We start from the raw sequence: 24225 nt of genomic DNA, 5'->3' as shown, positions 1-24225 counted from the left end.
GACGTTTCTAGAAATCATAAGTCAACGACAAACGTGCAGTGCGGGGCGCGCCAAGGAAGAGATATGCGTCGCCCTGAAGCTCGCCGCTATCCTGCCAGTAATACTTGTTGAAGAGGTTATCGACGGAGAGCCGCACCACCGTCTTGTGGCCGCCAAGCTTCGTGGTGTAGCGCGCGCCGAGATTGAAGACGAAATAAGACGGGACGCTTGCCGTGCCCTCTTCGTTTGCGGCCTTGCTGCCGCTGTAGTTGACGCCGCCGAGCAGATCGAGTCCCGCAACATGCGGCACGGCATAGTCCGCATAAAGCGCGGCGCTCAAGCGCGGCACGTTGATCACCTGATGACCCTCGTATGCGGGCGTGCCTGAGTCGTACGCACGCGCCCTGATCGCCGCGATGCTGGCCGTCAGCGTCAGCCGGTCCGTCGCCCGTCCCGCTGCGCTCAGCTCGATGCCCTGATGACGCTCCGTTCCCTGTTGCGTGAACGTGTAGCCTGCATCGGTGGAATCGGGCTTTGCGTATTCGAACGGCTTGTTGATCGCGAACACTGCCGCCGTGAGATTCAACCGGTCGAGCCAGTCGTACTTGGCGCCCACTTCAACCTGATTGGACACGACCGGCGGAAGGAATGCATACGCATTGCTCGCACGAACGGGAGCCTGATCGCCAAGCGAAAGTGCCTTGCTATAAGATGCATAAAACGAAAGTGGCGCGACTGGTTTGTACACGACCGCCACTTGCGGCAGGAAGATGGAACGGTCCGTGTCGGTAGCCGGGCCATCCATTTCGGTCCAGCTTCGCTGACGCAGCAGGACGCCGCGCCCTCCGGCGAGAACCTGCCAGTGATCGTTGAACGTGATCCGGTCTGTGCCGAATACGGAATACTGGCGAGAATCAAGTTGCGGAAAAGACGCGCTCGGCGAATTCGGCGACGGATCGAATGTCAGGTTCGGCCCGTAGATATTCTCGCTGCCAACATAGTCATACACCGCGTTCGACAAATCGACCACGCGCCGCTGCACGCTGGTGCCGAAGGTCACGTCATGCTGGAGCCAGCCGGTTGAAAAATTGCCAGTGAGCACGGCACGAACTTCATCGTTTCGCCGATATTCCCCCGGACTCCGGTAGTCGTAGACATCGAAATCTCCGTTCGATGCAAAGAAAAACGGCGACGTGCCGCCCGCGCCACAACTCGGGACGTAGCCGCAACCATAGGCGAATGCGACGTTGTCGTCGATCATGGTGTGGCTGCGGCTGGCGGCTATGTAACCCTGCCACTTGTCGTTGAAGCTGTAGTCGAACCGCGTGTTGAGATTGAGCGCGTCGGTGGTGACGGGCTTGGTCCACGGCTGCAAGCCAAGCAGCTTCGATGCCGACGCAGCCGACGGCACCGCCGTCCCGCCCAGCAATTGATACCCCGATGCCGAGCGCTGGATCAGTTGCTGGAACTCGGCATCGAATTGAAGGCTCGCGCGCGGGCTGATGATCCAGTCGGCTGCAATCGAGCCGAATGTGCGGCGGCCATCGGCGCCATCCACATAAGAGTGGATGTTTTCTTTCGCCGCATTGATTCGCAACCCGAACTGATTCTGATCACCAAAGCGCCGCCCCAGGTCGACGGCGGCGGACGTGGACCCGCGGCTGTCGACATCTGTCGTGATGCTCGCGACATTCCGCGGGCGCTTGGTCACGAAGTTGATGATGCCGCCCGGCGCGACCACCCCGCTTTCTATGCCCGCAAGCCCCTTCAATATCTCGACCCGGTCCTTGTTTTCCAGCGCGACATTCTGCTCGCCGGAAATGGTCAGACCGTTGATCTTGATGGCGCTGGCAAGGTCGATCGGGAAACCGCGAATCGTGAAACCCTGGTAATAACCTACCGGCGCATAATCGTTGTTCACCGATGCGTCGTTGCGCACCACGTCGCTGAGCAACTTTGCGTGCTGGTCATCGAGTTGCGCGCGAGTGACGACCGACACAGACGCGGGCGTGTCCTGCAGCGGCGTTTCGTCGAACCCGGCAACAGAGGCGGAGCGCGCGCGATAGTCATTGTCATGCATGGCCGTCACGCTTACCGCCGGAAGCACCGCTACGCCGTCAGGCGCGGCTGGCGATGGCGATCCTGCCTGCGCAAATGCTGCCTGCATGCCAAACAGCGTGGTAACGGCAACCATGACGACCGATGTTCGATGCGCAACGAATTGCGAATGATGCAAGGACGGCGCCTGAGTAAGTCTCTTGTTATTCATTGTTCTTGGATAATGCTGACAGGCGTCCGCCAGCCCACATCGATAAATGGAGAAAAGCGGATCTCTTTGATCAACAAAAATAATCAGAATGGGAGTTAAGCGTCAGGCGCCCGGCTGTTTCCGGAGCCGCCTGTTTCGCTGCAGGCGACATGTTACAGAATTAAGCAGCGTGGAAAGATTTTCGGGCGAATTCAATAAGTCGATGCCTTGACAACCTGGGGCACGCCCATGGGTTTCATGTCTTGCCGTCCTAACCAGCGTTCCACGGCGCCAAGCATCGCGGGATCGGCAAGCAGGTCCCAATGGCCGATTGCGCCCATGCTGCAAATCTCCGCGTGCGGCGCGACGATCTTGAATGCCGCAGGATAAAGCGATACATGGAAACACTCGTCGTTGTCTCCCGACAAGACCAGTACCGGCACGTCGGGACCAATAGGTGGTTTTTTCTCGACCCAAAGCCCGGGACCGAATGCGAGCGTCGTATTGAACGACCAGCTTTGGATATAACGCTTGTCGATCGCACGCGCCGCGGGCGCAAACTCGACTACCGTGCTCCCGTTGAAACGCGTAATGCCTAATGCGCTAAGCAGGCTCAGTAGCCGCAGGCGCACACCGCGAAGACGCACCCATCCTCCAAAGTAAGGACGATTCACAGGCGAGCCGAGCCCGAGGAACGGAGCAAGAAACAAATAACCCGTCACCAGCCGATGAAGCGGACTGCGCGAGATGGCAAGAACGAGACCGCCTCCGGCAGAATGACCGCCCAATACGATCGACGATCCTCTGTGACGGCGCGCAGCGAACGTAATGAAGTCGGCGACATCCGAGATCATCTGACGCGGTTCATCGACTGCATGACCGGGACGTCCCGGCGAGAGTCCGTGGCCACGCATATCGAGCGTGTACACGTCGGCAATATCACGCTGCGACAAGTGCTGCGCCAGCGCGTGCAACTGGTCGCCGAAGCATCCCGCACCGTGCACCAGGATCACAACGCGGTGCGTGCTCCGCGATTCATAATGGCGATAAGCCAACGGGTAGTTGTCGGACGTCGCGAACGCTTCGTGCGGCGGCAAGGCGGCCTGCATTGCACCGGGCGTAGCAGCGCCTCCTGCTGACGCAAGCCGCTCGAAGCTCGAGCGCGTCAGGTCCGGAAGCACGGACTTGCTAAAGGCGCTTACGGCACGCGCATAGCCGTAAAGTGTGCGCCAACTGAGTTGAGTATCACGCATCTTGGTTGCCGTTCCCGAGACTCAGTCCTGGGTGGTGCCGCTCACGATCATCACGGGGAGACCCGCGACGAAACGCCCGGTCCGGCCGCGTTCTTCGAACTCCGTAATCCATCGCGTCACCTCGTCGTCCGTGAACAGTTTGCGCGCGTGCATGCCGGCAAGGACGCTCCTGAAATCGAGGATCTTGTTGACCGACTGGGGATCGAACGCGCTCACGCTGCGCATGCTGAACGTGATGTCGCGCAGGCCTGCATCGTGGAACATGGCGTACAGATCGCGAGCAAGGTAAGGGTTGACGCATGACTGCGCAATTGACTGCATGATGCGTCCGGTCAACACATAGTCGCTGCTTGCGACCCAGCAGCCGGGCATATCAGGCTCGCTTACCACAATGCGCCCACCCGGGCGCGTCACGCGAATCATCTCCTTGAGCGCTTCTTGCGGCCTTGGAACGTGGATCAGCACGCGGTCGGCGCGCACCGCGTCGAAGCTGCGCGCCGGGACGCCCAGCTCGTTAGCCGGCGCATTCCTGAAACTCAGCGACAGCACATCCGCGTGACGACGGCGTGCTTCTTCCAGCATGGCTTCGCTCAAGTCGAATCCCACCGCGCTGCCACCGGGAACAACCTGCAATGCCAGCTTGCCGAGATCGTCGCCCGGTCCGCAGCCTATGTCGGCGATATGCATGCCGGGCTTGAGACCCATTAATTCAAACGTCTCCTGCTTGTAGACCCGGAACGAATCGAGCGCCTGCATGACGTCGAGCCGCGCGACAAAAGTGTCCGCATCCACAGAATCGACACGCGAAAAATCACCAAGCTGGGAAGGGGATCGTGAGTTGGTCATCGTGGGGCCTGATGGTCGAAGTGTGGTTGAACGAACTGAGCTGCCTTTGATTCTTGTATGTGCCCGCAATAGCTTTCCATGTCTTGTCTCCAACTCATCAACTTGTTGGCTCGCATCCGAGTGAATGACGCTCGGCTCGTGCTCGCTCTACAGGAACTATAACTCGACGATTCGCCGTTGCTAAGCGAACACTTTATCAACCTCAGATGGTTCGCTTAGCAACGTTATTTCACCGCGTTTTTTGAGCCGTTTTACGTGTTTCATAAATGCTTTGCGGGAGTGTGGGCTGCCCCTCGTATACCCCCGCCGATATGAAATTCTGTGCTTTACCCTCTCATGGCTTTACCCAAGTTCAACCCTATTTTTAATTGGATCATCGCCATGAACCTCAAAAACAACCCTGCTTGCCGTCCCTTTCTCGAAGCCGGCGACCTCTCGCAAATCTCCGCCTATTACGAGGAAGAACGCCACACAATGTGGATGATGCTTCGTTCACGTCCGCGTCCGTGTTTCACACAGGACCTCGTGAATGACATCATCGATCTCGCTCGTGCAGCCAGAGAATCAGGCTTGCGTTTTGACTTCTGGGTCACGGGTTCTCTCGTACCGGACATCTTCAACGTAGGTGGTGATCTGGACTTCTTTGTCGATGCCATTCGATCAGGCCGGCGTGAATTGCTCATGGCTTATGCGCGTTCGTGCATAGACGGGCTGCACGAAATCTATAGCGGATTTGGTACCGGTGCCATTTCGATTGCAATGGTAGAAGGCACTGCGCTGGGGGGTGGATTCGAGTCCGCATTGGCACATCACTTTCTCCTCGCGCAGAACGACGCAAAAATGGGTTTCCCCGAAATCGCCTTTAACCTGTTTCCAGGCATGGGCGGTTACTCACTGGTCGAACGCAAGGCGGGCATGCGGCTCGCCGAAGAATTGATCAGCACCGGAGAAGCGCATACCGGCGAGTGGTACGCAGAGAAGGGAATTGTCGACCAGACTTTCCAGCCTGGCGATGCATTCCTTGCGACGCGGACTTTCATAGATGGCATTCGACCCAAGCTCAACGGCATTCGCGCGATGGTCAAGGCGCGGCAACGTGTATTGGCGTTGCCGCGCGCTGAACTGATCGAGATTACGGAGGACTGGGTACGGGCCGCCTTCACGATTGAAGAGAAGGATCTGGCCTTCATGGAGCGGCTGGTCATGTTGCAGAACCGCCGTGTCTCCAAACTGAAGATGGCAAGCCTTGACCAGCACTAAGCAGTTTTAAGCCTTACCAACACTCCTTAACCTGGAGACGCTCAGGCGATGAGCCTGAGCTTTCTTTTCTCCGCGAGCCACGCTTCGAAGGCTCTTGCAGGCATGGGCCGCGCGTAAAGGAAGCCTTGCACGAGATCCACGCCCAGGCCGCGCAGGAAATCCGCTTCAGCTTCGCTTTCCACGCCTTCGGCGACCACCGACAAACGCAGCTCATGCGCAATCGCGACCATCGCGCGCACGAGGGCTTGCGGTTTGCTGTTGACATCGATTCCCTTGATGAAGCTTCGATCCAGCTTGATGGCGTCGAGCGGAATACGCGACAACTGCGACAACGACGAATAACCCGTGCCAAAGTCATCGAGATGCACACGCACGCCCATCTTGCGGAATTGCGTGATCAGCACGAGCGCCGCCGCTTCGTCTTCAATGAAACAGCTTTCGGTCAATTCCACGTCGAGCATGCACGAACGCGAGCGCGTCTCTGCAAGCACCTCGGTGAAATGCTTGACGATATCCGTATCGCGCAACTGGCGCGCCGACACGTTGATGGATATGCGCAGGTCGAGGCCCTGCTTCTGCCAGTTCGACGCCTGCGTGGCAGCCGCTTGCATGACCCATCGTCCAAGCGGCCCGATCAACCCGGACTCCTCCGCATAGGGGATGAAGTCGAGCGGCGAGACAACGCCGCGCTCCGGCGAATTCCAGCGCACGAGCGCTTCGACGCTGTCGACGTCGCCGCTCCTGAGATTCACCTTCGGCTGGTAATAAAGCTCGAGCTGATTCTCTTCAAGCGCCCGGCGCAGGTTCGTGTCGAGCCACACATATTCCGCAACCTTGCGGTTCATTTCCGGCGTAAACACGCGATACGTATGCTTGCCGCCATCTTTAGCGACGTACATGGCGGTGTCCGCGCTGCGAATCAGGCTTTCGAGCCTGTCGCCATGCTCGGGATACAGCGCTATACCGATAGAGCAACCGGTGTAAAGCTTGATCAGTCCGAAGTCAAAAGGCAGATGCAGGCTGCCCAGGATGGTTTCAGCGGTCTTGGTCAGCAGCGGGATGGTCGACTTCCTGACGACCACGACGAACTCGTCACCGCCGAGCCGCGCAAGCGTGTCACCGGGAGCGAGACAACTCTTGATCTTCGCCGATACCTCGCGGATCAGCCGGTCGCCGACCACGTGTCCGTAGTGGTCGTTCACCTTCTTGAAGTTGTCGAGGTCTAGAAACAGGATGCCGAGATGCTCTTCGCCAATGCTGTCACCCGCCTCTCTCTCGGCCGCGATCGCGTTCTCGATTTCTTCCTGAATGGCCTTGCGGTTCAGCAGCCCCGTCAGCTCGTCGGTCGTCGCCTGCTTGAGCAGCAGCTTCTGGGCCTTGCGCTCTTCGGTAATGTCGGTGCCCGAGCAGATCAGGAAGCGCTCGTCCACGCCGCTGCCGCTCTGCACGAACTTGTTGCGAAACAGAAAGAGCCGCGGTCCCGTGACCGTATTGATGTAACGCTCGACCTGGTACGGCTGGCCACTTGCAAAGAAGCCGTTGATGTTGGTCCTGGACGCCGCGCCTTCGTCATCCGACATGAAAAGCACATAGGCGCTTTTGCCAATGACGTCTTCCTCACGCATGCCGGTCACTTCTTCGCACATGCGATTGAAGCGTTGAATAAGGCCACGCCCGTCGAGAATGACGACGAGCGAATTGACTTCGGAAACAACTTGTTCGGCAAATGCGAGACCATGCACGAGATCGCGGGCGACCGACGAGGTGTCCGTGTAATCCGATGCCGTTCCGGCCCATTCGCGAATGTTGATCTTTTTACCGACCAGGTGGAGCCGGTAGGGATAACCGAATATCTTCAGGTCGAGCGCCAGATGCGACGTCACCCCCGTCAGCGCCCGGATCTGCCCTGCCTGAGACGCGTCGAGCGGAATGCTGACGTTCGCGGGTCCCCGCACGGTCGCAAGCTCGAGCGCATTACTGTCGCTCGACAGCCGCCAGCACGGGCTGGTCGTGCCAAACCACGTAAACAGGTCTAGGCCGTCTTCTTCACCCATCATCAGCAACTCCAGAAAAAATTCTCTGACTGCCGCCCCGTCAGCGCGTCTCGTCAGATCTACCCAGTGCCGGCGTCATGCGCCCTGCTGGAGATAATCTCAAACCTGCGAGTCCGCTTCACGGCACCACGAAGCTCCAGGCTTTCGTGTGCCGGCCCAAACAGTAAGTCGCTTAAATTTAATTATTTGATCATATCTTACGCGGACTGCAGAATCACCGCCCGACTTCGAAACAAATAACGATGCAATGCTGCAAAACCCCAACATGGTAAATCGAATGGCATTACACCAAAATAGACTATATTTTGTCTAATCAATGCAAAAGCACCATCGTTTCATTATCCAGCCTTCATCACTGAAAAGCCGGACAGAGCGTGACGACGCCCGACGCTCCCTGTTTCGTCGAAAGATGTAAACGGCATAACGGCTTTCCAGCCAAAAACCTTAATGAGGCCGCACGCCGCTGTCTGAACGTACATGCTTTTTGGGTCAGAACACCGTGTCGGCGTCATCCTGCGCGGCGGCAAGGTCGTCGGCCTGCGCCTGCGGTACCACGCCCTTGGCGGTGCGGTTGCGCTGGGAGTCCGGCAAATCCTGGTATCGCTGATAAGAGCAGTTTCCGTCGGACTTCGCGGCGTACATGGCGGCGTCGGCATTGAGCAACAGCGCGCCGGCGGAATCGCCGTCCACCGGATACTGGCTGATCCCGATGCTCGCGCCCACCGTCATGCGCCGTTCGTTGACGAGCAGCACCTCATCCAGCGTCTGCTTGATACGCGAGGCAATTCCCGGCGCCGGGCCGGCCGAGCGCGGGCCGTTGATCAACACCACGAACTCGTCGCCGCCGAGCCGCGCGACCATGTCGGCGCCGGTCAACAATTCCTGCAGGCGGCGCGCGACCTCGACGAGTACATCGTCGCCGGCCGAGTGCCCGAACTGATCGTTGATCTGCTTGAAGCGATCGAGATCGACGAACAATACGGCAAGCGGTTCGCCGCTCGATGCAGCGTCGCGGATCGCTTCCTCCAGCCGTTCCATGAAGAGCATCCGGTTCGGGAGACCCGTCAGCGCATCGTGGCGCGCAAGATGCACCAACTCGTGTTGCCTGCTATGCAGCCCGTCGATCTGCGAGCGGATCTCGCGGCGCATGCGGTCGAAGCAGCGCGCCAGCACGCCGATTTCATCGGTGCGTCGGACGGGCAGCGCTTCCATGGTGTGATCGGCGAAGAAATGCGTCGCCGCATGTGCGAGCGTTTGCAGTGGCTGGACCAGCGCGCGGGCGAACATGGCCGCCAGGATGATCGCGAGCAGGCTCGAAATCAGCACGATTCGCACGATACTGCCGCCCAGCATGCTCGCGCCGTTAAGGGCATCGGAAAGTGGGCGGGACAAGCCCAGCACCACAAAACGGTTGCCTTCGGACGAGCCAAACGGACGGCGTATGAAGGCGAGAATCCGCGACGACGCCTCGTCGGGCTGTGTCAGACCGTTGAGCATCACGGCTGATCTTCCGTCTTCGAATAGCGGCCGCGTCGTGGGAAAGTTTTCCTGCATGAATATCCGCCGGCCTTTATCGAAACCGAACGTCTGCGATACATCCGGATGCACGAGGAAATCGCCCCATTCGTTGGCAAGGAACACCTCGTAATTGCCCGGCAGATCGACCTGCAAACGTTCCAGCAGCCGCGCAAGGTCGACATCGATTACAACCACGCCGACCACCGTGCCGCGGTTGTCCGCGACCGGCGTTGCCAGGCGCAGGGTCGGGCGCCCTTGTGCCGAATGCGCGCCTTGCTCATGATTAATCGTGATCGGCGATACATAGATGTGACCGCGCGCAAGCGCCAGCGTATCGAACACGTAGGCTAACTGGCCCTTCTCCTGCAGTCCGCTTTGCTCCACTCGCACCGCGTGGCTCGCGTCACGATCAAAACGGATCAGCTCGAGGCCGTGATGCTCGCGCGCGATCAGCCGGATCTGCAGATATTCCCGGTGATGCGTCATGAAACTGAAGAAGACCTGGGCCAGCCGCTCGCGGGCAGCGTTCTTGCCGGAGCCGTCGTCGGCCTGGGCGACCGTCGCCGATGACGGCAGCGAAGCGAGCACCTGCGCGTCGGCGGCAATATCGTCGATGGCAACCGATGAGCGCCGCGCAAGCAGTTCCGTCGAAGTCATCAGGCTGCGCCCGGCTTCCCTCACGAGCAACGTGCGGTTCGCGCGATACGCGTAGTAACCCGTCGCGCCCGACGTAAGCACGCCGATGCACGCCAGCAGGACTGACAGCTTGAACGTCAGCCCGGGGCGCCACATCAAAATCGCTCCGGCCGGTCGCCCGAGACAATCCGGCTCCACAGCGCTTCGCGCCGCCGGCCGTCCTCGACCGGTTCGATCCACACAATGTGCGCGTGTTCGCTGCTTTCCGGGTCCGCGTTCAAGGTGTTGGCGAGCCCCTGGCGCTGCGTGAGCTGTTCGCTCACGTGCGGCTCTAGCATGTAGTTGATCCATGCGAGCGCGAGCGGCTGATTGGCTGCCGACTTCGTCATCGCCCAGCAATCCAGCCAGGCGAGCGCGCCCTCGTCGGGAATGACGTAACCCACATCCGCGCCCGCGCGACGCAGCATCGCGACCTGCTGCGTCCCGTAGTTGCCGAACATCAACGCCGCCTTGTGTTCGATAAAAACCGCAGCCGCCTCTTCCGGCAGCGTGTAATAAGCGAGCAGGTTGCGGCGCAGATCGATCAGCTTGCGAGTAATGGTCCGCATTTGCGATGCATTGAGCTGGAAGGGATCGGCATACCCCAGCGCCAGTGCCGCGAAAGAATAGTTATGCTGGCCGCTGTTGAAATCGAGCACCTTGCCGCGATAAGTGTGCGGAGTAAACGAATTTCAGAATGGCGAGTCTGACAGGCAATCCCATCCTGATTACCTGCCTGCCGATGAAATGTGCTGTTGAACTGACCGAAGCGGAGACGAAGACCTTGCAACAACTCTCGCGCAAGCATCCTCATCAAGACTTTCGAACCCGAGGGCTGGGTCTGCTGGAGCTTGGCAGCGGCCGACGGGTTCATGAGATCGCCGTCGAGCTCGATGTGAGCGACAAGTCGGTGTACAACTGGGTGCATTCCTGGAACGACAGGGGCCTGTGTGGTTTGCTGACCGGGCATAAAGGCGGGCGGCCTCGCGCGTTGTCTGATGCCTTGATCGCCACTGCCATCGAAGCGGCCCGCACCGAATCGATGACGCTCAAGCAGATCGCGCTGCGCATTGAGGAGGTGCATGGCCAGCCTTTGCCATGCCGCCTGGAAACGCTGTCGGTGGCGCTCAAGCGCGCGGGGTTTTCCTACAAACGTGGCCGCTACTCGCTCAAAAAAAGCGCGACGAACTGGAGTTCGCCGTGAAAGCAGGCACGCTCTCAAAGTTGCAGCAGGCCGCTCGTGATGGGGCGTGCCGCCTGGTCTACTTTGACCAATCAGGGTTCTGCGCTTCACCGCCGGTGCAACGCGGCTGGTCGCCCATCGGCGAGCCACACCGTGTTGTTCCTCGGCCGCATTGCAGACGCTCGGTCCTCGGCGCATTTGATTTCGGCGCCAACCTTCTGAAGCATGAAGTCAGCAAGGCGACCATCAAACGCCCCGCCGTCGTTGAGTTTCTTGACCAGATCGCGAAGGACGGCTCGCCCGGTCTGATGACGGTGGTCGTCCTCGACAACGCCTCGATTCATCACAACATCGAGCAGGAAACGATCGACCGGTGGTTTCTCGAGCATCGCATGGTGCTCTTCCATCTGCCGCCCTACAGTCCCGAGCTGAACCTGATCGAAATCGTTTGGAAGCATGCAAAGTATCACTGGCGACGTTTCGTTACCTGGACCAAGGAAACCATCGATGCTGAGATCGGCAAACTGCTCGCCGCCTACGGCTCAGAATTTGAAATCCGTTTCGCCTGAACACTTAACGGGGGTTCCACAACTCGTTCATGGAGCGCGGCGCGACGGGAATCTGCTTGCGATCGTAGATGAGTCCCATCGACGAATAGGTGAACGGGATCGCGTACACGTTGCCATCGCGGATCAAACCGCCAATGGATGCCAAATCGCGAAAGCGCGGTAATTGCCGCTTCGTGTTGGGAATACTTGCGAGATCGAGCGGCGCCAGCAGGTTTTCGCGCGAGTATCGTTCGATCTCCGCGGTGTTGGCGGCGAAGACATCGAATTGGGGCCCAGCGCCCGCTTGCATTCTGTCGTGCAGCGACTCGTCCGAATCGATCAGCGTGACTTCCACCTTTGCGTGATAACGCGACTTCCGGATACTAAATTTGGAAGCGGTCATTAAGCTAGTCTGAAATTCTTACCCGGAATTTCAGCATTGTTGAGGCGCCACACAACACAACGATGAAGACTGAATCGAATCGAAAACAAAGCACCGATCAGGCGGAGCGTGATCGGCCCTCGCCTATAATGCCGGCTCTGATCAGAATCTATGGTGGAGAGCCTTACCTCATGAGTCAAGCGCATGGCCGAAACTCGGGATCTCGAGAGAACGGTCCACGTCAACCGCGCCGCCCTTCGAAAACGACGTCCCGCCACGAAAACAAACCCTTCGCGAAAGGTCAGCCGTCTCGCGATGCCGCAAACGCGCAAGTTACCGCGTCCATCTTCAAGACGCGGTCATTCAAGTTGCTGGTCGATGCCGTCGGCGCCGAGAATATTGCGCTGGGCCTCGACTCGAATCTCACGCGCGTGGCTGAACTCGTGAACGGCGTCGGGTTCACGCCCGAAACTGCTTTTCATATCGAAACAACGCTTGGTCTGCCCGATGGTTTTTTCGATCAGCCGAACCCTGTGCTTGCCCCGGAGATCGTCACGCGGTTGAAGTCGCCGCTGGATTTCATGCAGGCCAATGCGGAAAACACATCGAGCGAGCACTTGCCCAAGGAAGCAGAAATGCGAAAGAAGAACCCTGTTCACGCGCAGGCCGGGAAAGTTGGCGAGAAGCCCGCAATGAACCCATCGCCCAAGAAAACACAGGCGCCCTCGAAGCCTGGCCTTCAACAGTCGTTGCTGCCGGCCGAGGACGCTTCGGTCGAAAAGATCCGCCGCGCGAATCTTCATGTGCTGACATCGCGCAATGGATCGAAAGCGCGGCTGAGCGCGCTGATGGAGTTGAGCGGATCGAACATGGCGCATCGGCTGCACGGCCAGAAACGCCTTGACGACAACGAGGTCAACCGCTTCACCGAACGGCTCGGATTGCCAGCGGGCTGGCTGGATGTGGCGCGCACGGCGGCGGAAATTCCGGCATCGGTAACGGCGTTGCTGCTGCCGTCGCGTCGCTCCGCCGGAGAACACGACGAGGCGAAGCATGCCGCACGCGTACAACACGTAACGCCTGCCGAACCGGTCAACGAGCCGGTGCAGGCCGAATTGGCGGTCGACGTTCCTCCGATGCAACCGGCACCAGCATCGACCACGCGCCTTGATCATCTGCAGGGCATTCAACCGATAGCCGAAGCGCTGCTCAAGACGCTGGCGGGCAAGGCGCGGGCCGGTCTTCTCGACGAAGCCAAGGCGCTGGAAATGCTGCAACAGGCAGTGCTGCTCTGAGCGGCTGACCTGCTTGCATTTACGAAGGCACGGCGTGCAATGCGCCGTGCTCGCCGATGCTCTTTCTCATTTTTTAAGCATAAGAACCCTGAAGCATTCGTGGGTACATGCCATTACCTACGGGTAACGTAAAAAAGAGAACTGCGGATACGTTCCAGCAGAGAGAAAGGACATTGAATGCGAAACAACCAGCCTGTCACGCAGCACGAATATGAATCCCACAAACTGAAATGCTGGTCTCCGCGACCGACCTCTCCGGCAACATCAAATATTGCAACCCGGCTTTTATCGACGTTTCCGGCTATCCGCGCGAAGAACTCATCGGCCAGCCGCACAATCTGATCCGCCATCCCGACATGCCGCGCGATGCATTCGCCGACATGTGGACGACCATCCGCCGCGGCCGGCCATGGACGGCGCTCGTCAAGAATCGCCGCAAGAATGGCGACTTCTACTGGGTTCGTGCGAACGTCACGCCGGTGATCGAACATGGCACGGCAGTGGGTTTTCTGAGCGTGCGCGTGAAGCCCGGCCGCGATGAAGTGGCACGTGCCGAAGCGCTGTATGCGCGCATGCGCACCGGCGCAATGGGCTCCCTGCGTCTCGAACATGGCACGCTCGTGCGCAGTGGGATCGCGGGCAAGATCGGCTCGCTGATGCGCATGCCGGTGACGACGCGCGTGGCGCTGGGTTATGCGAGCACGCCGCTCGCGTTGCTCGTGACCGGGCTGATCGCGTACAGGGGCGCGCCGCCGCTGCCCTTGTGGATCGCGTTTGGCGTGAGCGCATTGGTGGGCGCATTTGGCTGGGCGAGCGTAGCACGCCAGATCGGCACGCGCGTGAGCGCCATGTCGGGTTATGCATCGCGCATGGCGGCGGGTGACCTGACCGTGTCGATGGAAGCCGGCAAACGCGACGACCTCGGCGAAGTCCAGCATGCGCTCAATCAGTTGAAGGCTAACATCTCGGCCATCGTGCTCGATGTACGCGGACAGATCGGCGGCATGATGGACGCCGCGCGCGAAATCTCCAGCGGCAACATGGACTTGTCGCGGCGCACGGAGTTGCAGGCGGCATCGCTCTAACAAACGGCCGCGACCATGGACCAGTTGACCAGCACCGTGACCGGCAACGCCGATGCCAGCGTGCGCGCGCTCGAACTTGTGAAAGAAGCGCAGACGGCAGCAAGCGATGGCGGCAAGATCGCGGTGCGTGTTTAGGAAACCATGGCCGGGATCAACACGGCGTCGCAGCGGATCGCGGACATTACGGGCGTGATCGATGGCATTGCGTTTCAGACCAACATTCTCGCGTTGAACGCAGCCGTCGAAGCGGCGCGTGCGGGCGAGGCGGGCCGCTCGTTCGCGGTGGTCGCGACCGAAGTGCGCAACCTCGCGCAGCGCTGCGCCGCATCGGCGAGAGAGATCAAGGTGGTGGTCGAGACGAGCGTTGCGCAGATCGCGGAAGGCACGGATCTCGTCTCGCGCACGACCAGCCAGATGCGTGCAATCGATGCCGCTGTGCATCGGGTATCGGCGATCATTTCCGAAGTGGCCAATGCAAGCAGCGAACAGGCCGAGGGCATCCGCCAGGTCAATCAGGCGGTCGCGCACCTGGATGGATCGACGCAGGAGAATGCCGCGCTGGTCGAGCAAGCGGCGGCGACCGCGCTGCGGCTGGCGGAGCGCGCGGATGTGCTCGATGAAGCGGTGAGGTTGTTTACCGTCGAGGGGGCAGCGAAGGTTGTGGCTTGAGAAACGCAGTGCGGGACATCACGGCTTGAATCAATTCGACTGCGCATCGGCAATGCCGGTGCGCATGTCTTCTGGCAGTTCGATTCGACATGCGGGCTTTCGGACTTGCAGGTTAGCCGTTCGGCCGACTCGTCCCTGCAGCGGAAAGTTCCTACACTCGATAAGCCGTCCATGAGCCAGCGGTATGGGACGTGGTGAAGCTGACGGCCACGATCATGCGACGGATATGGACAAGAATGTGCAACGCTACGCGATGTTCAAGTCTGGAAAAGGCAAAAGGCCGCACATGGCGGCCTTCTGTCTCTTTGGCGTCTTGGGATCCTGAGGTCTGTCGGGTAACCGAGAGCGCAACAAGACTTGTTCCCAGCGCGTACATAGGAACTATACCGCGATGAGTAGTTTGAAGCAAATACATGTTGTGAGTGCAGTGAAGGCACTGTCGCGGGCGCGCCTCAGTAACTACCGCACGTTCTTTGGAGTCGACGAGGACCGGGCCGCTTATGGCCTGTATTGCTGGAACGACGCGATCTCGGCGGCCTTGTCGCGCGCACTTGGATTTACCGAAGTCGCGCTTCGCAACCAATTCCATACCGCGTTGAGCGCGCGTTATGGCGTTGGCGGAACTATCTCGCGCGACTGGTACGCACACTTGCGTCTCAATCCGAAGTCCACTGATTTGATAAGAAAAATTACACATGAACGGCGTCGATTGAGTGGCGTCTATCAATTGGTCCCGCGTTCACCCGCACCCTCGCCGGACGACGTCGTATCGAAATTAAGTTTTGGCTTCTGGCCGCACGTGCTCGATATCAGTCACGATTGCGCGCATCGACCGCTCGACTGGGCAGAGATGCTCACGGAAATCATGCCGGGCCATAGGAACAATTCCGTCGGTTTCTGGAACCGGCCGAAAAACCGCGACATGCTGTTTGCGCGCATCGATTTTTGCAAAGATCTGCGAAACCGGATTGCGCACCTGGAACCGGTCTGGAAGGCGGGACCTCTGATGACCGAGGGTCGCGCGCGGATTGAACGAAAGATCCGGGTGGAGCGCTTCGCGCCCGCAAATCCAGCAGAGGCACTGACGCGCTTACAAATCGCCTATGACCGGGTGCTCGAGTTGCTGAAGTGGCTATCGCCCGGGCTGCACGACGTATATATGGCCGGCGAGGCTCATCATCGTTTTGAGTCGCTCAACCGGATCGCGGCACTGGACGCCTACAAACGGCATGGCGGGCATCGACGCATGGCGTCGGTGAATTTGAACGCGTATCGTTCGTTACGGCGCTTGAAGAAAGAGCTTAGAGGCATTGGCCGCCGCCATGGCGCAGCAGAAGTCCGCCACGGCGGACTTCCACTCGCCCGATGGATTCCCGTCGTCTAGCTACCCTAAAAAACCTTCCCCGGATTCAGCAGTCCGTGCGGATCCAGCGCAGACTTGATCGCGCGCATCGACTCGATATCGTTGTCCGAACGCGTGAAGTGCAGGAAATGTTTTTTCTTCGTGCCGATCCCGTGTTCCGCCGATATCGATCCTTGGAGATCGCGTGTGACATCGTAGATGACGTCGTCGATTTCATCGTGATCGTGCTTGCCCATGCCCGGCACGTCGACCACGACATGGATGTTGCCGTCGCCGAGATGCCCGTAGATCATCACAATCGCGTCAGGCCAGCGTTCGCGCAAGCGCACATCGCAACGCTGCGCCGCCTCGCCGACTTGCGCTATCGAAAAGCTGACATCGTAGGCCGCGTGGTTCGGAATGAAGCGCTGGTATTCGCCCGGCGCATCGCGGATCGCCCAGAACGCGAGAGCCTGCGAATCCGACGATGCCAGCGCCGCGTCGCTCACCACGCCCGCCTCCAGCATCTCGCCCAGGAACTCTTCGAAGGCATCCGCGTGGCGCACCGGATCGGTCCCGACGCTCTCAAGCAGGACATAGAACGGATGCGCTTCATCGAGCGGCGCGCGCAGTGTGTCGAGGTTGGCGAGCACCGCGTCGTAGTACCCCTTCCACATGACTTCGAACGCCGATACCCCCGGCGCCAGCCGGGCCTGAGCGCGCGAGAGCAGCGTGGTGACGGCCTCGTATGACGGCAGTCCGCACCATGCCGTGGCCGTTGCAGTCGGCTTCGGACGCAGTCTCAAAACCACACGGGTAATGATGGCAAGCGTGCCTTCACTGCCGATCAACAGATGCCGCAAATCGTAGCCGCTGTTGTCCTTGATCATCTTGTTGAGGCCGCCGATCACCTTGCCGCTTGCGAGCACGGCTTCAAGCCCCAGAACCTGATCGCGCATCATGCCGTACTTGATCACGCGATTTCCACCGGCGTTCGTCGCCAGATTCCCGCCGATGGAACAACTGCCCCGCGCGCCCAGATCCAGCGGAAAATAGAACCCCGCAGCCGTCGCGGCTTCCTGCACGACCTGCAGCGGCGTGCCGGCCTCCACGGTCATCGTGCTGGAAACCGGATCGATTTCAACGATCTTGTTCATGCGGTCGAGGCTGATCGCGACTTCCCCGCCCTGCACGTTGGCGCCGCCCACGAGCCCGGTCAGTCCGCCTTGCGTCACGACCGGCTGTCCATGTTCCGAGCAGATATGCAGCGCTTTTGCGACCTCGGCGGTATCGCGCGGACGGATCACCGCAAGCGGCACGCCGCCCGGCAGTCCGCTCCAGTCCACCACGCGCCGGTCCCCGAACTCCTCCGGCAATTGCACCACTTGCGAACCCAAAGCCTCGCGCAGCGCGTGAACCGCTTCTTGTGCCGCCATTTCTGTCTCCATTGATTTTGACGCCTACCAGATCGTATATCCGCCATCCATCACGAGATCCGATCCTGTCATGAAAGCGCTCGCATTCGATGCCAGGAAGATCACGCCCGGCGCAATCTCCTCGGGCTTTGCGAGCCGCGCAAGCGGTGTGCCGTCGATCCATGCATCGCGCCACGCTTCGTTTTCGAGTCCGCGCTTGGTCAGCTCAGTCGCCACATACCCCGGCGAGATGGAATTGACCCGCACGCCAAACGGCGCCCATTCGGCGGCGAGCGAACGCGTGAGATGAATCACGCCTGCCTTCGATGCGTTGTAAGACGCCTGGGGCTGCGGCTTGTTTGCAATCGACCCGCTCATGCTCGCAATATTCACGATACTCCCCGCACGCTTTTCCGTCATGAACCGCGCGGCGCTGCGGCAGCAATAGAATACCCCGTCCAGGTTGACGGCCATGACGGTGCGCCACGCATGGTCATCGGTATCGAGCGCGGAGGTATTGCGCACGATGCCCGCGTTGTTCACCAGTACATCGAGCGTGCCGTACCGGGCGACGACCTTGTTGAAGGCGTCGTCGACGGAAGCGGAGTTCGTCACGTCCATTTGCACGAACATGCCGCCGACTTTATCCGCCGCGGCCTGTCCACGTTCTGCGTCCAGATCCGCGATCACGAGACGCGCGCCGGCATCGCGCAGACCGTTTGCGATCGCAAAGCCGATCCCCTGCGCGCCGCCCGTCACCACGCAGAGCTTGCCGTCGAGCTTGAATGCGTCGAGCGTGTTTTCCGTGGCCAAGGTCATGGCAGTGCCCGGATAACGACGACTTCGGCGCTGCCATCGGCATGGCCGACGATCATCTCGCTTGCGATACCCACGAACAAACCGTTCTCGACCACGCCGGGAATGGCATTGAAGCGCGGCGCCAGCGAGATCGGATCGGCGATGGCTTCGAGGTGGCAATCGAGGATCAGATTGCCGCTGTCGGTCAGGAGACGTTCGCCGTTTTTCATGCGCGTGGTGATGCGCACGCTTTTATCGAAACCGGCGCTGACGAACAATTCGCGCAGCAGGCGTTCCGTGCTTTGCCATCCGAACGGGATCACTTCGATAGGCAATGGAAAGCGGCCGAGGCGCTCGAAGACTTTTTTATCGTCCACGACGGCGACCATTTTCTTCGATGCCGCCGCCACGATCTTCTCCCACAACAGGCACGCGCCACCACCCTTGATCATGCTGCCCCGGTGATCGATTTCATCGGCGCCGTCGATGGTGACATCGAGCTGGTCGATCGTGCCGAGATCCGTCAACGGCACGCCGAGTTCAAGCGCGAGTTCACGCGTTGCATTCGATGTTGGCACGCCCACGACCTCGAAGCCCCGCTCGACGCGCGCAGCCAGCGCCCGCACGAACCAGTGCGATGTCGTGCCCGAGCCAAGCCCGACCTTCATGCCCGGACGCAGATAATGATCGATCGCCTTGATGCCCGAAGCCAGTTTCGCTTCGTCCTGTGCCGATGCCGGTTTCATCGTTGCGTAACCCGGTTCGATATGCGTGCCCATATGTGTCTCCTTTATCAATCAATCCATGAATTTGTCGGTGAACCACGGGTCGAGCGCCGCGAGATTATCGGGTAGCTTGCGGCCCTGGCGCAGGCCGAGCATTGCAACGAGCATGTTGACCACCAGCAAATGGTTGATGCGCGCGGTGAGCGGCGTGTAGAGCTCGGTGTTCTCGTAAGCAGGCACGCCGATGGCGAGGTCACAGGTCTGCGCAAGACGCGATCCGGGCGCGCAAATGGCAATGGTGACGGCGCCGTTGCGGCGCGCCATGCCCGCGGCCATCACGAGCGCCTTGGTCGATCCGGAATGCGAGAAGAACACGGCGACTTCATCGTTTCGCAACGTAGGCGCAAGCAGCAATTGCTTCTGCGAATCGAGCACCACGCGGCAATGAAGCCCCAGCCGAAAGAACTTGTGCTCGGCATCGAACGCAATGGTTTCGGAGATGCCGAGGCCGAAGAGAAAGATCCCCTTTGCATCGATAAGACGGCTCGCCGCTTCATCGATAGCTGCTGCCTGCACATCCGAGTTGAAGCGCTGGATTGCATGCAGGGAGTTCGTGATGATCTTGCTGCAGACGCTTTCAGGGGTATCGGCGTCAGTGATCGACTCGTATTCGAACGGCGCTTGCGGAATCAGCCCCTGGCCGAGCTGCACCTTGAAGTCCTGGTAATCGGCGCAATCGAGCCTGCGAAAAAAACGCACGACCGTCGGGTCACTCGTTTGCGCCGCCAGCGACAACTCCGCCATGCTCATCTTGAGCACGGCTTCGGGCGAGCTCAGCAGCACGTCGGCTATGCGCGAACTCGCGCCCGTCAGTTCGGGACGTTCAAGCGCGATCCGGCGCAAGAGGTCATTTCTCATTGGGTTCCCGGACGATCGCGCCGGCGGACGCGGCGCTGATGGCGAGCAGATCTACAAACGCGGCGAGCCTCGACGCAGCAGGCACGTCCACCGCCGGCCCGGTTCCCCAGTCGACGATGAAACACCGCACGTGGGCATCGCGCGCGCATTGCGCATCGATGGTCGTATCGCCGATGTAAAGCGCCCGATCCGGCGCAACGTTCATGCGCTCCAGCGTGGTCAGCAAATGCTGCGGGTGCGGCTTGCGTTCGGGCAAGGTATCGCCGCCGACGATCGACGTGAAGTAGCGTTCAAGATCGAAATGCTTCAGCACGGCTTCGGCCAGGAATTGCGCCTTGTTCGTGCACACGCCGAGCGCAATACCCGCTGCATGAAGCGCGGGAATGGCGTGCAGCGCGTCCTGGTACACCGTCGAATATTCGACCGGATGCTGCTTGTAGAGCGTGAGATAGGTCTCGACATCAGCGGCGACTCGCGCCTGGTCGAGCGTCAGTCCAAGCCCTTTATAAAGCTTGTCGATCAGGCCATACGACCCTTCGCCAATGAACTGTTCGACGAAGTGAACCTCTTGCGGCGGCAAGCCGCGCGTCGCAAGCATGCGATTGACGGCGCTCGTGATGTCCGGCGCGGTATCGACGAGCGTGCCGTCGAGATCGAAGACGATGCCGGCGACCCGCGTGCCGGCAGAAATGGCGGCGTCAGTTGTTGTCATGTTGCCTCGATCGGAGAAGTCGGTTGCAAGGGGACATTTTTATTCGTCGGGGCGGCCTCTGCCGCAATCTGTGCCATGACGGGTTGCAGCGCGTCGTAGAGGCCGCGGAACGTGCTGAAGCGCGACGCATAGAGCGGATCGAGCGCGCGATCGGGCGCCGTGCGGCTCGTCACTTCGAGCGTTGCGACGGCTTCATCGAGCGTTGTCCACCAGCCGCTGCCCACGCCCGCCGCGAGCACCGCGCCATATGCGCCGCCCTCGGCTGCGCCCGTGACGGTCGTCACTTCGCGCTGCAGCACGTCGGCGAGAAGCTGCGACCAGAACGGCTCGCTCATCGCACCACCGGATGCGCGAATTTCATCGCAAGCCAGTCCCGACGATACACACAGCGCAGCGATTGTACGGATGTTCAGCAGCACGCCTTCCATGACGCTGCGCACGAGGTGCGGACCGCCGTGCATCGATGTCAAACCGATCCAGGCGGCGCGGCCGTCAGCGGCGACGTGCGGGCAGCGCTCGCCGAGCAGGTATGGCAGGAACAACAGGCCGCCGGAGCCGGCCGGCGCTTCACGCGCCATCGATATCATGCGCTCGAAGCTCAATGCGCCGGTTGCTGGCGAGACGCTTGCCAGCGCCTGTTTCAGCCATTCGAACGCGCCGCCGGCAGTTAACGTCACGCCCATCACATGCCATCGGCCCGGCGCGTTGCCGCACGAGATCTGCAACTGGCCGGTCGGGACCGGGCACGAGCGCATCCCGCCCGCGACGATCCCTGCCGTGCCGAGCGTCACGCCAAGCGGCCCGCTGTCGATGACGCCCATCGACGTGGTCTGGATCACCGAATCGCCGCCGCCGCCGAAGACCGGCGTCGCGGGCGGCAAGCCCCATCGCGCGGCAAGGTCGGGCAACAAGACACCGGTCCTGTCCGACGACTCCACGACCTCAGGCAAGATGCTTTCCGGCAAGTCGAGCAAACGCATCAGCGGCCTGGACCACCTGCGGTTGCGGACATCGAAAAGTCCCGTGCCCGATGCATCCGATACATCCGTTACATGCTCGCCCGTCAGCCGCAGGCGCAGGTAATCCTTCGGGTTCAACATGCGACGCAAGCGCGCGAACAGCTCGGGTTCGTGCTCGCGCATCCACAGCAGCTTGCCCGCCGTGAAACCTGGCAGCATGCGGTTCTGTACGAGCTCGAGCAAGCCCTGCAGGCCGCCCGCCTTCGCGGTGATTTCGTCGCAATGGGGCGCCGCGCGCTGGTCGCACCAGAGGATCGCGGGACGCAGCACGTGGTCGTGTTTGTCGAGCGCGATCAGGCCGTGCATCTGGCCGCTCAACCCGATGCCTTGCACCGCGCGCCGGTCAGGCAAGCGCGCGAGCACTTCCGTCACGGCCTTGTCCGCCGCGCGCCACCAGTACTCGGGGTCCTGCTCGGCCCAGCCGGGCCGCAGGCTCATTACCGGGTAATCGCCGACCGCTTTCGCGGCCACCTGCCCGCGGCTGTCGACTGCGATCACCTTGCACGCCGAGGTGCCGATATCGATACCGAGAAGATAGCGTTCCATCGACGTCCCCGTCATGCGCCGTGCCGAAGCCGCACGTGCTTGAGATGCAAGTAGCTTTCCATGCCTTCGTGGCCGTGTTCGTAGCCTGTGCCGCTTTGCTTGCGGCCACCGTAAGGCGCGTTCATGATGCCGGCATCGACATGATTGATTGACACGTTGCCGAAGTCGAGCCGCTTGCTCAGCGTGAAACTTTCCTTGATGTTTTCCGTGTATGCGTAGGCCGCAAGACCCGACGGCGTACCGTTAGCCTCGGCAATGGCGTCATCGAGCGAACGATACTGCGCCACGCCGATCACCGGCCCGAACGTTTCCTCGTGCATCACGAGCATCCCGGGCGTGCAGTCGGCAATGACCGTGGGCGCGTAGTACAAACCGCGCGTTGCGCCATCGGGACGTCCGCCGCCACAGAGAATTTGCGCACCATGCTCGCGCGCATCGGCGACGTGACGTTCGACCTTGGCCACGCCTGCGCGGGTTGTCATGGGACCGACATCGGCGTTCTCACGCAGGAGCCCGTCTGCGACCACGAGGCTGCGTGCGCCCGACGCCAGTTGATCGACAAAGCGTCCGTAGACCGACTCATGCACGTACGCACGATTGATCGAAATGCAGATCTGCCCGGCGTTGCGAAACGCGCGGCGCAAGGTGCCCGCAACCGCACGTTCTATATCAGCGTTCCCCGTCACGATCAGCGGACAGCTCCCGCCCAGTTCCAGCGAAAGCGGCGTGATCCCACGCACCGTCCGGTAGATGTCTTCTCCTGCAGCTTGCGAACCGGTGAACGCGACTTTATCGATGTCAGGATGGCCGACCAGCAAACGCCCCGTCTCGCGGGCGCCCATGACAAGGTTCGCCACGCCCGGCGGCAGACCCGCCTCGTCCAGGCATCGAAACAATTCCTGCGCGCTCGACGGTGTGTATTCCGACGGTTTCACGACAATCGTGCACCCCGCCGCCAGTGCCGCTGCGAGTTTCCATCCGATCAGCTCGACCGGATAATTCCACGGCGCGATCGCCCCGACCACGCCCACGGGTTCCTTCTCTACGATGCTGATGAAGCCGTCGTCTTCGTTCGGAATCGTGCTGCCGAAGACGCGTACCGCTTCTTCCGCGTAGTAGTGAAACGCCTTCGCGAGTTTCTTCGCTTCGCCGCGCGCCTCGCCGAGCGGCTTGCCCATCTCTTCGGTAATCGCAGTGGCGATAAGGCGCTCGGCCAGCGTGACTTTATCGCCGATGGCATGCAGCAACTGCGAGCGCTCGAACGGGTTGGTCCATCGCCATGTTTGCCATGCTTCTTTGGCTGCGGCCACGGCTGCATCGACGACCGGAGCACGCGCGTCCGGGGCGCGGGCAATGATCTGTTCCGTACCCGGGTTCATCACGTCGAGCCATTCGGTCTCGCCGCCATTGCCGAAGCGGCCGTCGATATACATCTCGCACTGTCTTGGATCGGTCATGTCTTTGAATGCCTGAAAAGTACTTTGAGCCGGCTCATTGCGCGACGAAGTTCACGCGAATGGCATCGACCGCCACGGCGATAAAGATCAGCACGCCGCCGATCATCTGCACATAAAACGACGGCACCGACGTGATCGCAAGCCCGACGTGGATCACCGTCAGCAGCAAGACGCCGCCAAGAATCCCCGCTGCGCCGCCGCGTCCGCCGAACACGCTGACCCCGCCGATGATCGGCGCCGCGATTGCATAGAGCAGGAATCCTTCGCCCTGATCGGACGTGATCGCCATTTGCCACGC

General features: G+C 60.5%; 18 protein-coding genes and 3 pseudogenes. 6 read left to right on the top strand and 15 right to left on the bottom strand.

What is annotated here, in order from left to right:
* Nucleotides 1-7 precede the first annotated feature (7 nt).
* The 3 genes from AX768_RS18880 to AX768_RS18870 form a co-directional block, all read right to left on the bottom strand.
* Nucleotides 8-2173 (bottom strand): TonB-dependent siderophore receptor, encoded by a 2166-nt coding sequence (locus AX768_RS18880; protein WP_442857268.1) that lies wholly within the window; start codon nt 2171-2173, stop codon nt 8-10.
* A 266-nt stretch (nt 2174-2439) separates the two neighbouring features.
* Nucleotides 2440-3480 carry an alpha/beta hydrolase gene (locus tag AX768_RS18875; RefSeq protein WP_062001615.1) on the bottom strand — a complete coding sequence of 347 codons (1041 nt, stop codon included), beginning with the start codon at nt 3478-3480 and terminating at the stop codon, nt 2440-2442.
* A gap of 21 nt (nt 3481-3501) precedes the next feature.
* Complete coding sequence (locus tag AX768_RS18870) at nt 3502-4326, bottom strand: methyltransferase domain-containing protein (RefSeq protein ID WP_082778930.1); 825 nt, start codon at nt 4324-4326, stop codon at nt 3502-3504.
* 381 nt (nt 4327-4707) lie between these two features.
* Between AX768_RS18870 and AX768_RS18865 the strand changes: the two genes are divergently transcribed.
* Complete coding sequence (locus AX768_RS18865) at nt 4708-5586, top strand: crotonase/enoyl-CoA hydratase family protein (protein ID WP_062001613.1); 879 nt, start codon at nt 4708-4710, stop codon at nt 5584-5586.
* A gap of 41 nt (nt 5587-5627) precedes the next feature.
* Here AX768_RS18865 and pdeR read toward each other — a convergent pair whose 3' ends face one another.
* The 3 genes and pseudogenes from pdeR to AX768_RS18850 all read right to left on the bottom strand — a co-directional run.
* Nucleotides 5628-7643, bottom strand: coding sequence for a cyclic di-GMP phosphodiesterase (gene pdeR / locus AX768_RS18860; RefSeq protein WP_062001612.1), 2016 nt, complete (start codon nt 7641-7643; stop codon nt 5628-5630).
* A gap of 486 nt (nt 7644-8129) precedes the next feature.
* On the bottom strand, nt 8130-9950 hold the full coding sequence (locus tag AX768_RS18855; RefSeq protein WP_062001611.1) for a diguanylate cyclase domain-containing protein: 1821 nt from the start codon (nt 9948-9950) through the stop codon (nt 8130-8132).
* A pseudogene (locus AX768_RS18850) lies at nt 9950-10504 on the bottom strand (extracellular solute-binding protein); the annotation flags it as partial. The gene AX768_RS18855 and the pseudogene AX768_RS18850, both read right to left, overlap by 1 nt.
* A 26-nt stretch (nt 10505-10530) precedes the next feature.
* Here AX768_RS18850 and AX768_RS18845 point away from each other — a divergent pair.
* Entirely contained in the window at nt 10531-11037 is a 507-nt protein-coding gene (locus AX768_RS18845) for a helix-turn-helix domain-containing protein (protein WP_231941265.1), read from the top strand.
* Nucleotides 11034-11585, top strand: a complete 552-nt coding sequence (locus tag AX768_RS18840) for an IS630 family transposase (protein ID WP_197672636.1) — start codon at nt 11034-11036, stop codon at nt 11583-11585. The genes AX768_RS18845 and AX768_RS18840 overlap by 4 nt, the downstream gene beginning before the upstream one ends.
* 7 nt (nt 11586-11592) lie before the next feature.
* On the opposite strand, the pseudogene AX768_RS18835 reads toward AX768_RS18840, so the two are convergent.
* Nucleotides 11593-11940: pseudogene (locus AX768_RS18835) on the bottom strand (extracellular solute-binding protein); the annotation flags it as partial.
* A gap of 197 nt (nt 11941-12137) precedes the next feature.
* On the opposite strand from AX768_RS18835, the gene AX768_RS18830 reads away from it, so the two are divergent.
* The 3 genes and pseudogenes from AX768_RS18830 to AX768_RS18820 all read left to right on the top strand — a co-directional run bounded on the left by AX768_RS18830 (nt 12138) and on the right by AX768_RS18820 (nt 16379).
* Entirely contained in the window at nt 12138-13241 is a 1104-nt protein-coding gene (locus AX768_RS18830; RefSeq protein ID WP_062001609.1) for a hypothetical protein, read from the top strand.
* Nucleotides 13242-13418: 177 nt separating this feature from the next.
* A pseudogene (locus AX768_RS34200) lies at nt 13419-14995 on the top strand (methyl-accepting chemotaxis protein).
* Between the two features lie 391 nt (nt 14996-15386).
* Complete coding sequence (locus AX768_RS18820) at nt 15387-16379, top strand: Abi family protein (RefSeq protein WP_086380380.1); 993 nt, start codon at nt 15387-15389, stop codon at nt 16377-16379.
* A gap of 5 nt (nt 16380-16384) precedes the next feature.
* On the opposite strand, the gene AX768_RS18815 is transcribed toward AX768_RS18820, so the two are convergent.
* Genes AX768_RS18815 through AX768_RS33750 form a run of 8 tightly spaced genes read right to left on the bottom strand, consistent with a single transcriptional unit; the run spans nt 16385 to nt 24216 of the window.
* A complete protein-coding gene (locus tag AX768_RS18815) occupies nt 16385-17773 on the bottom strand; it encodes an FAD-binding oxidoreductase (RefSeq protein ID WP_062001607.1) in 1389 nt (462 codons plus the stop codon).
* 24 nt (nt 17774-17797) lie between these two features.
* Nucleotides 17798-18571, bottom strand: a complete 774-nt coding sequence (locus tag AX768_RS18810) for an SDR family oxidoreductase (RefSeq protein ID WP_062001606.1) — start codon at nt 18569-18571, stop codon at nt 17798-17800.
* Nucleotides 18568-19329 (bottom strand): ribose-5-phosphate isomerase RpiA, encoded by a 762-nt coding sequence (gene rpiA, locus AX768_RS18805; RefSeq protein ID WP_231941527.1) that lies wholly within the window; start codon nt 19327-19329, stop codon nt 18568-18570. Before rpiA ends, AX768_RS18810 begins: the two co-directional genes overlap by 4 nt.
* 18 nt (nt 19330-19347) lie before the next feature.
* Nucleotides 19348-20193 carry a MurR/RpiR family transcriptional regulator gene (locus AX768_RS18800; protein WP_062001605.1) on the bottom strand — a complete coding sequence of 282 codons (846 nt, stop codon included), beginning with the start codon at nt 20191-20193 and terminating at the stop codon, nt 19348-19350.
* A complete protein-coding gene (locus AX768_RS18795) occupies nt 20183-20905 on the bottom strand; it encodes an HAD-IA family hydrolase (protein ID WP_062001604.1) in 723 nt (240 codons plus the stop codon). Before AX768_RS18795 ends, AX768_RS18800 begins: the two co-directional genes overlap by 11 nt.
* Nucleotides 20902-22470: a xylulokinase gene (gene xylB, locus AX768_RS18790; protein WP_082779021.1), complete on the bottom strand. Its 1569-nt coding sequence runs from the start codon at nt 22468-22470 to the stop codon at nt 20902-20904. Before xylB ends, AX768_RS18795 begins: the two co-directional genes overlap by 4 nt.
* 11 nt (nt 22471-22481) lie before the next feature.
* Complete coding sequence (locus tag AX768_RS18785; protein WP_062001603.1) at nt 22482-23927, bottom strand: aldehyde dehydrogenase family protein; 1446 nt, start codon at nt 23925-23927, stop codon at nt 22482-22484.
* Nucleotides 23928-23961: 34 nt separating this feature from the next.
* Nucleotides 23962-24216 (bottom strand): hypothetical protein, encoded by a 255-nt coding sequence (locus AX768_RS33750; RefSeq protein WP_231941526.1) that lies wholly within the window; start codon nt 24214-24216, stop codon nt 23962-23964.
* Between the last annotated feature and the right edge of the window lie 9 nt (nt 24217-24225).

It is taken from the genome of Burkholderia sp. PAMC 28687 (genome assembly GCF_001577465.1).
In the GTDB taxonomy this organism is placed as follows: domain Bacteria; phylum Pseudomonadota; class Gammaproteobacteria; order Burkholderiales; family Burkholderiaceae; genus Caballeronia.
The sequence above is the reverse complement of the archived record's forward strand: the minus strand, read 5'-3'. Positions and strand labels throughout refer to the sequence as shown.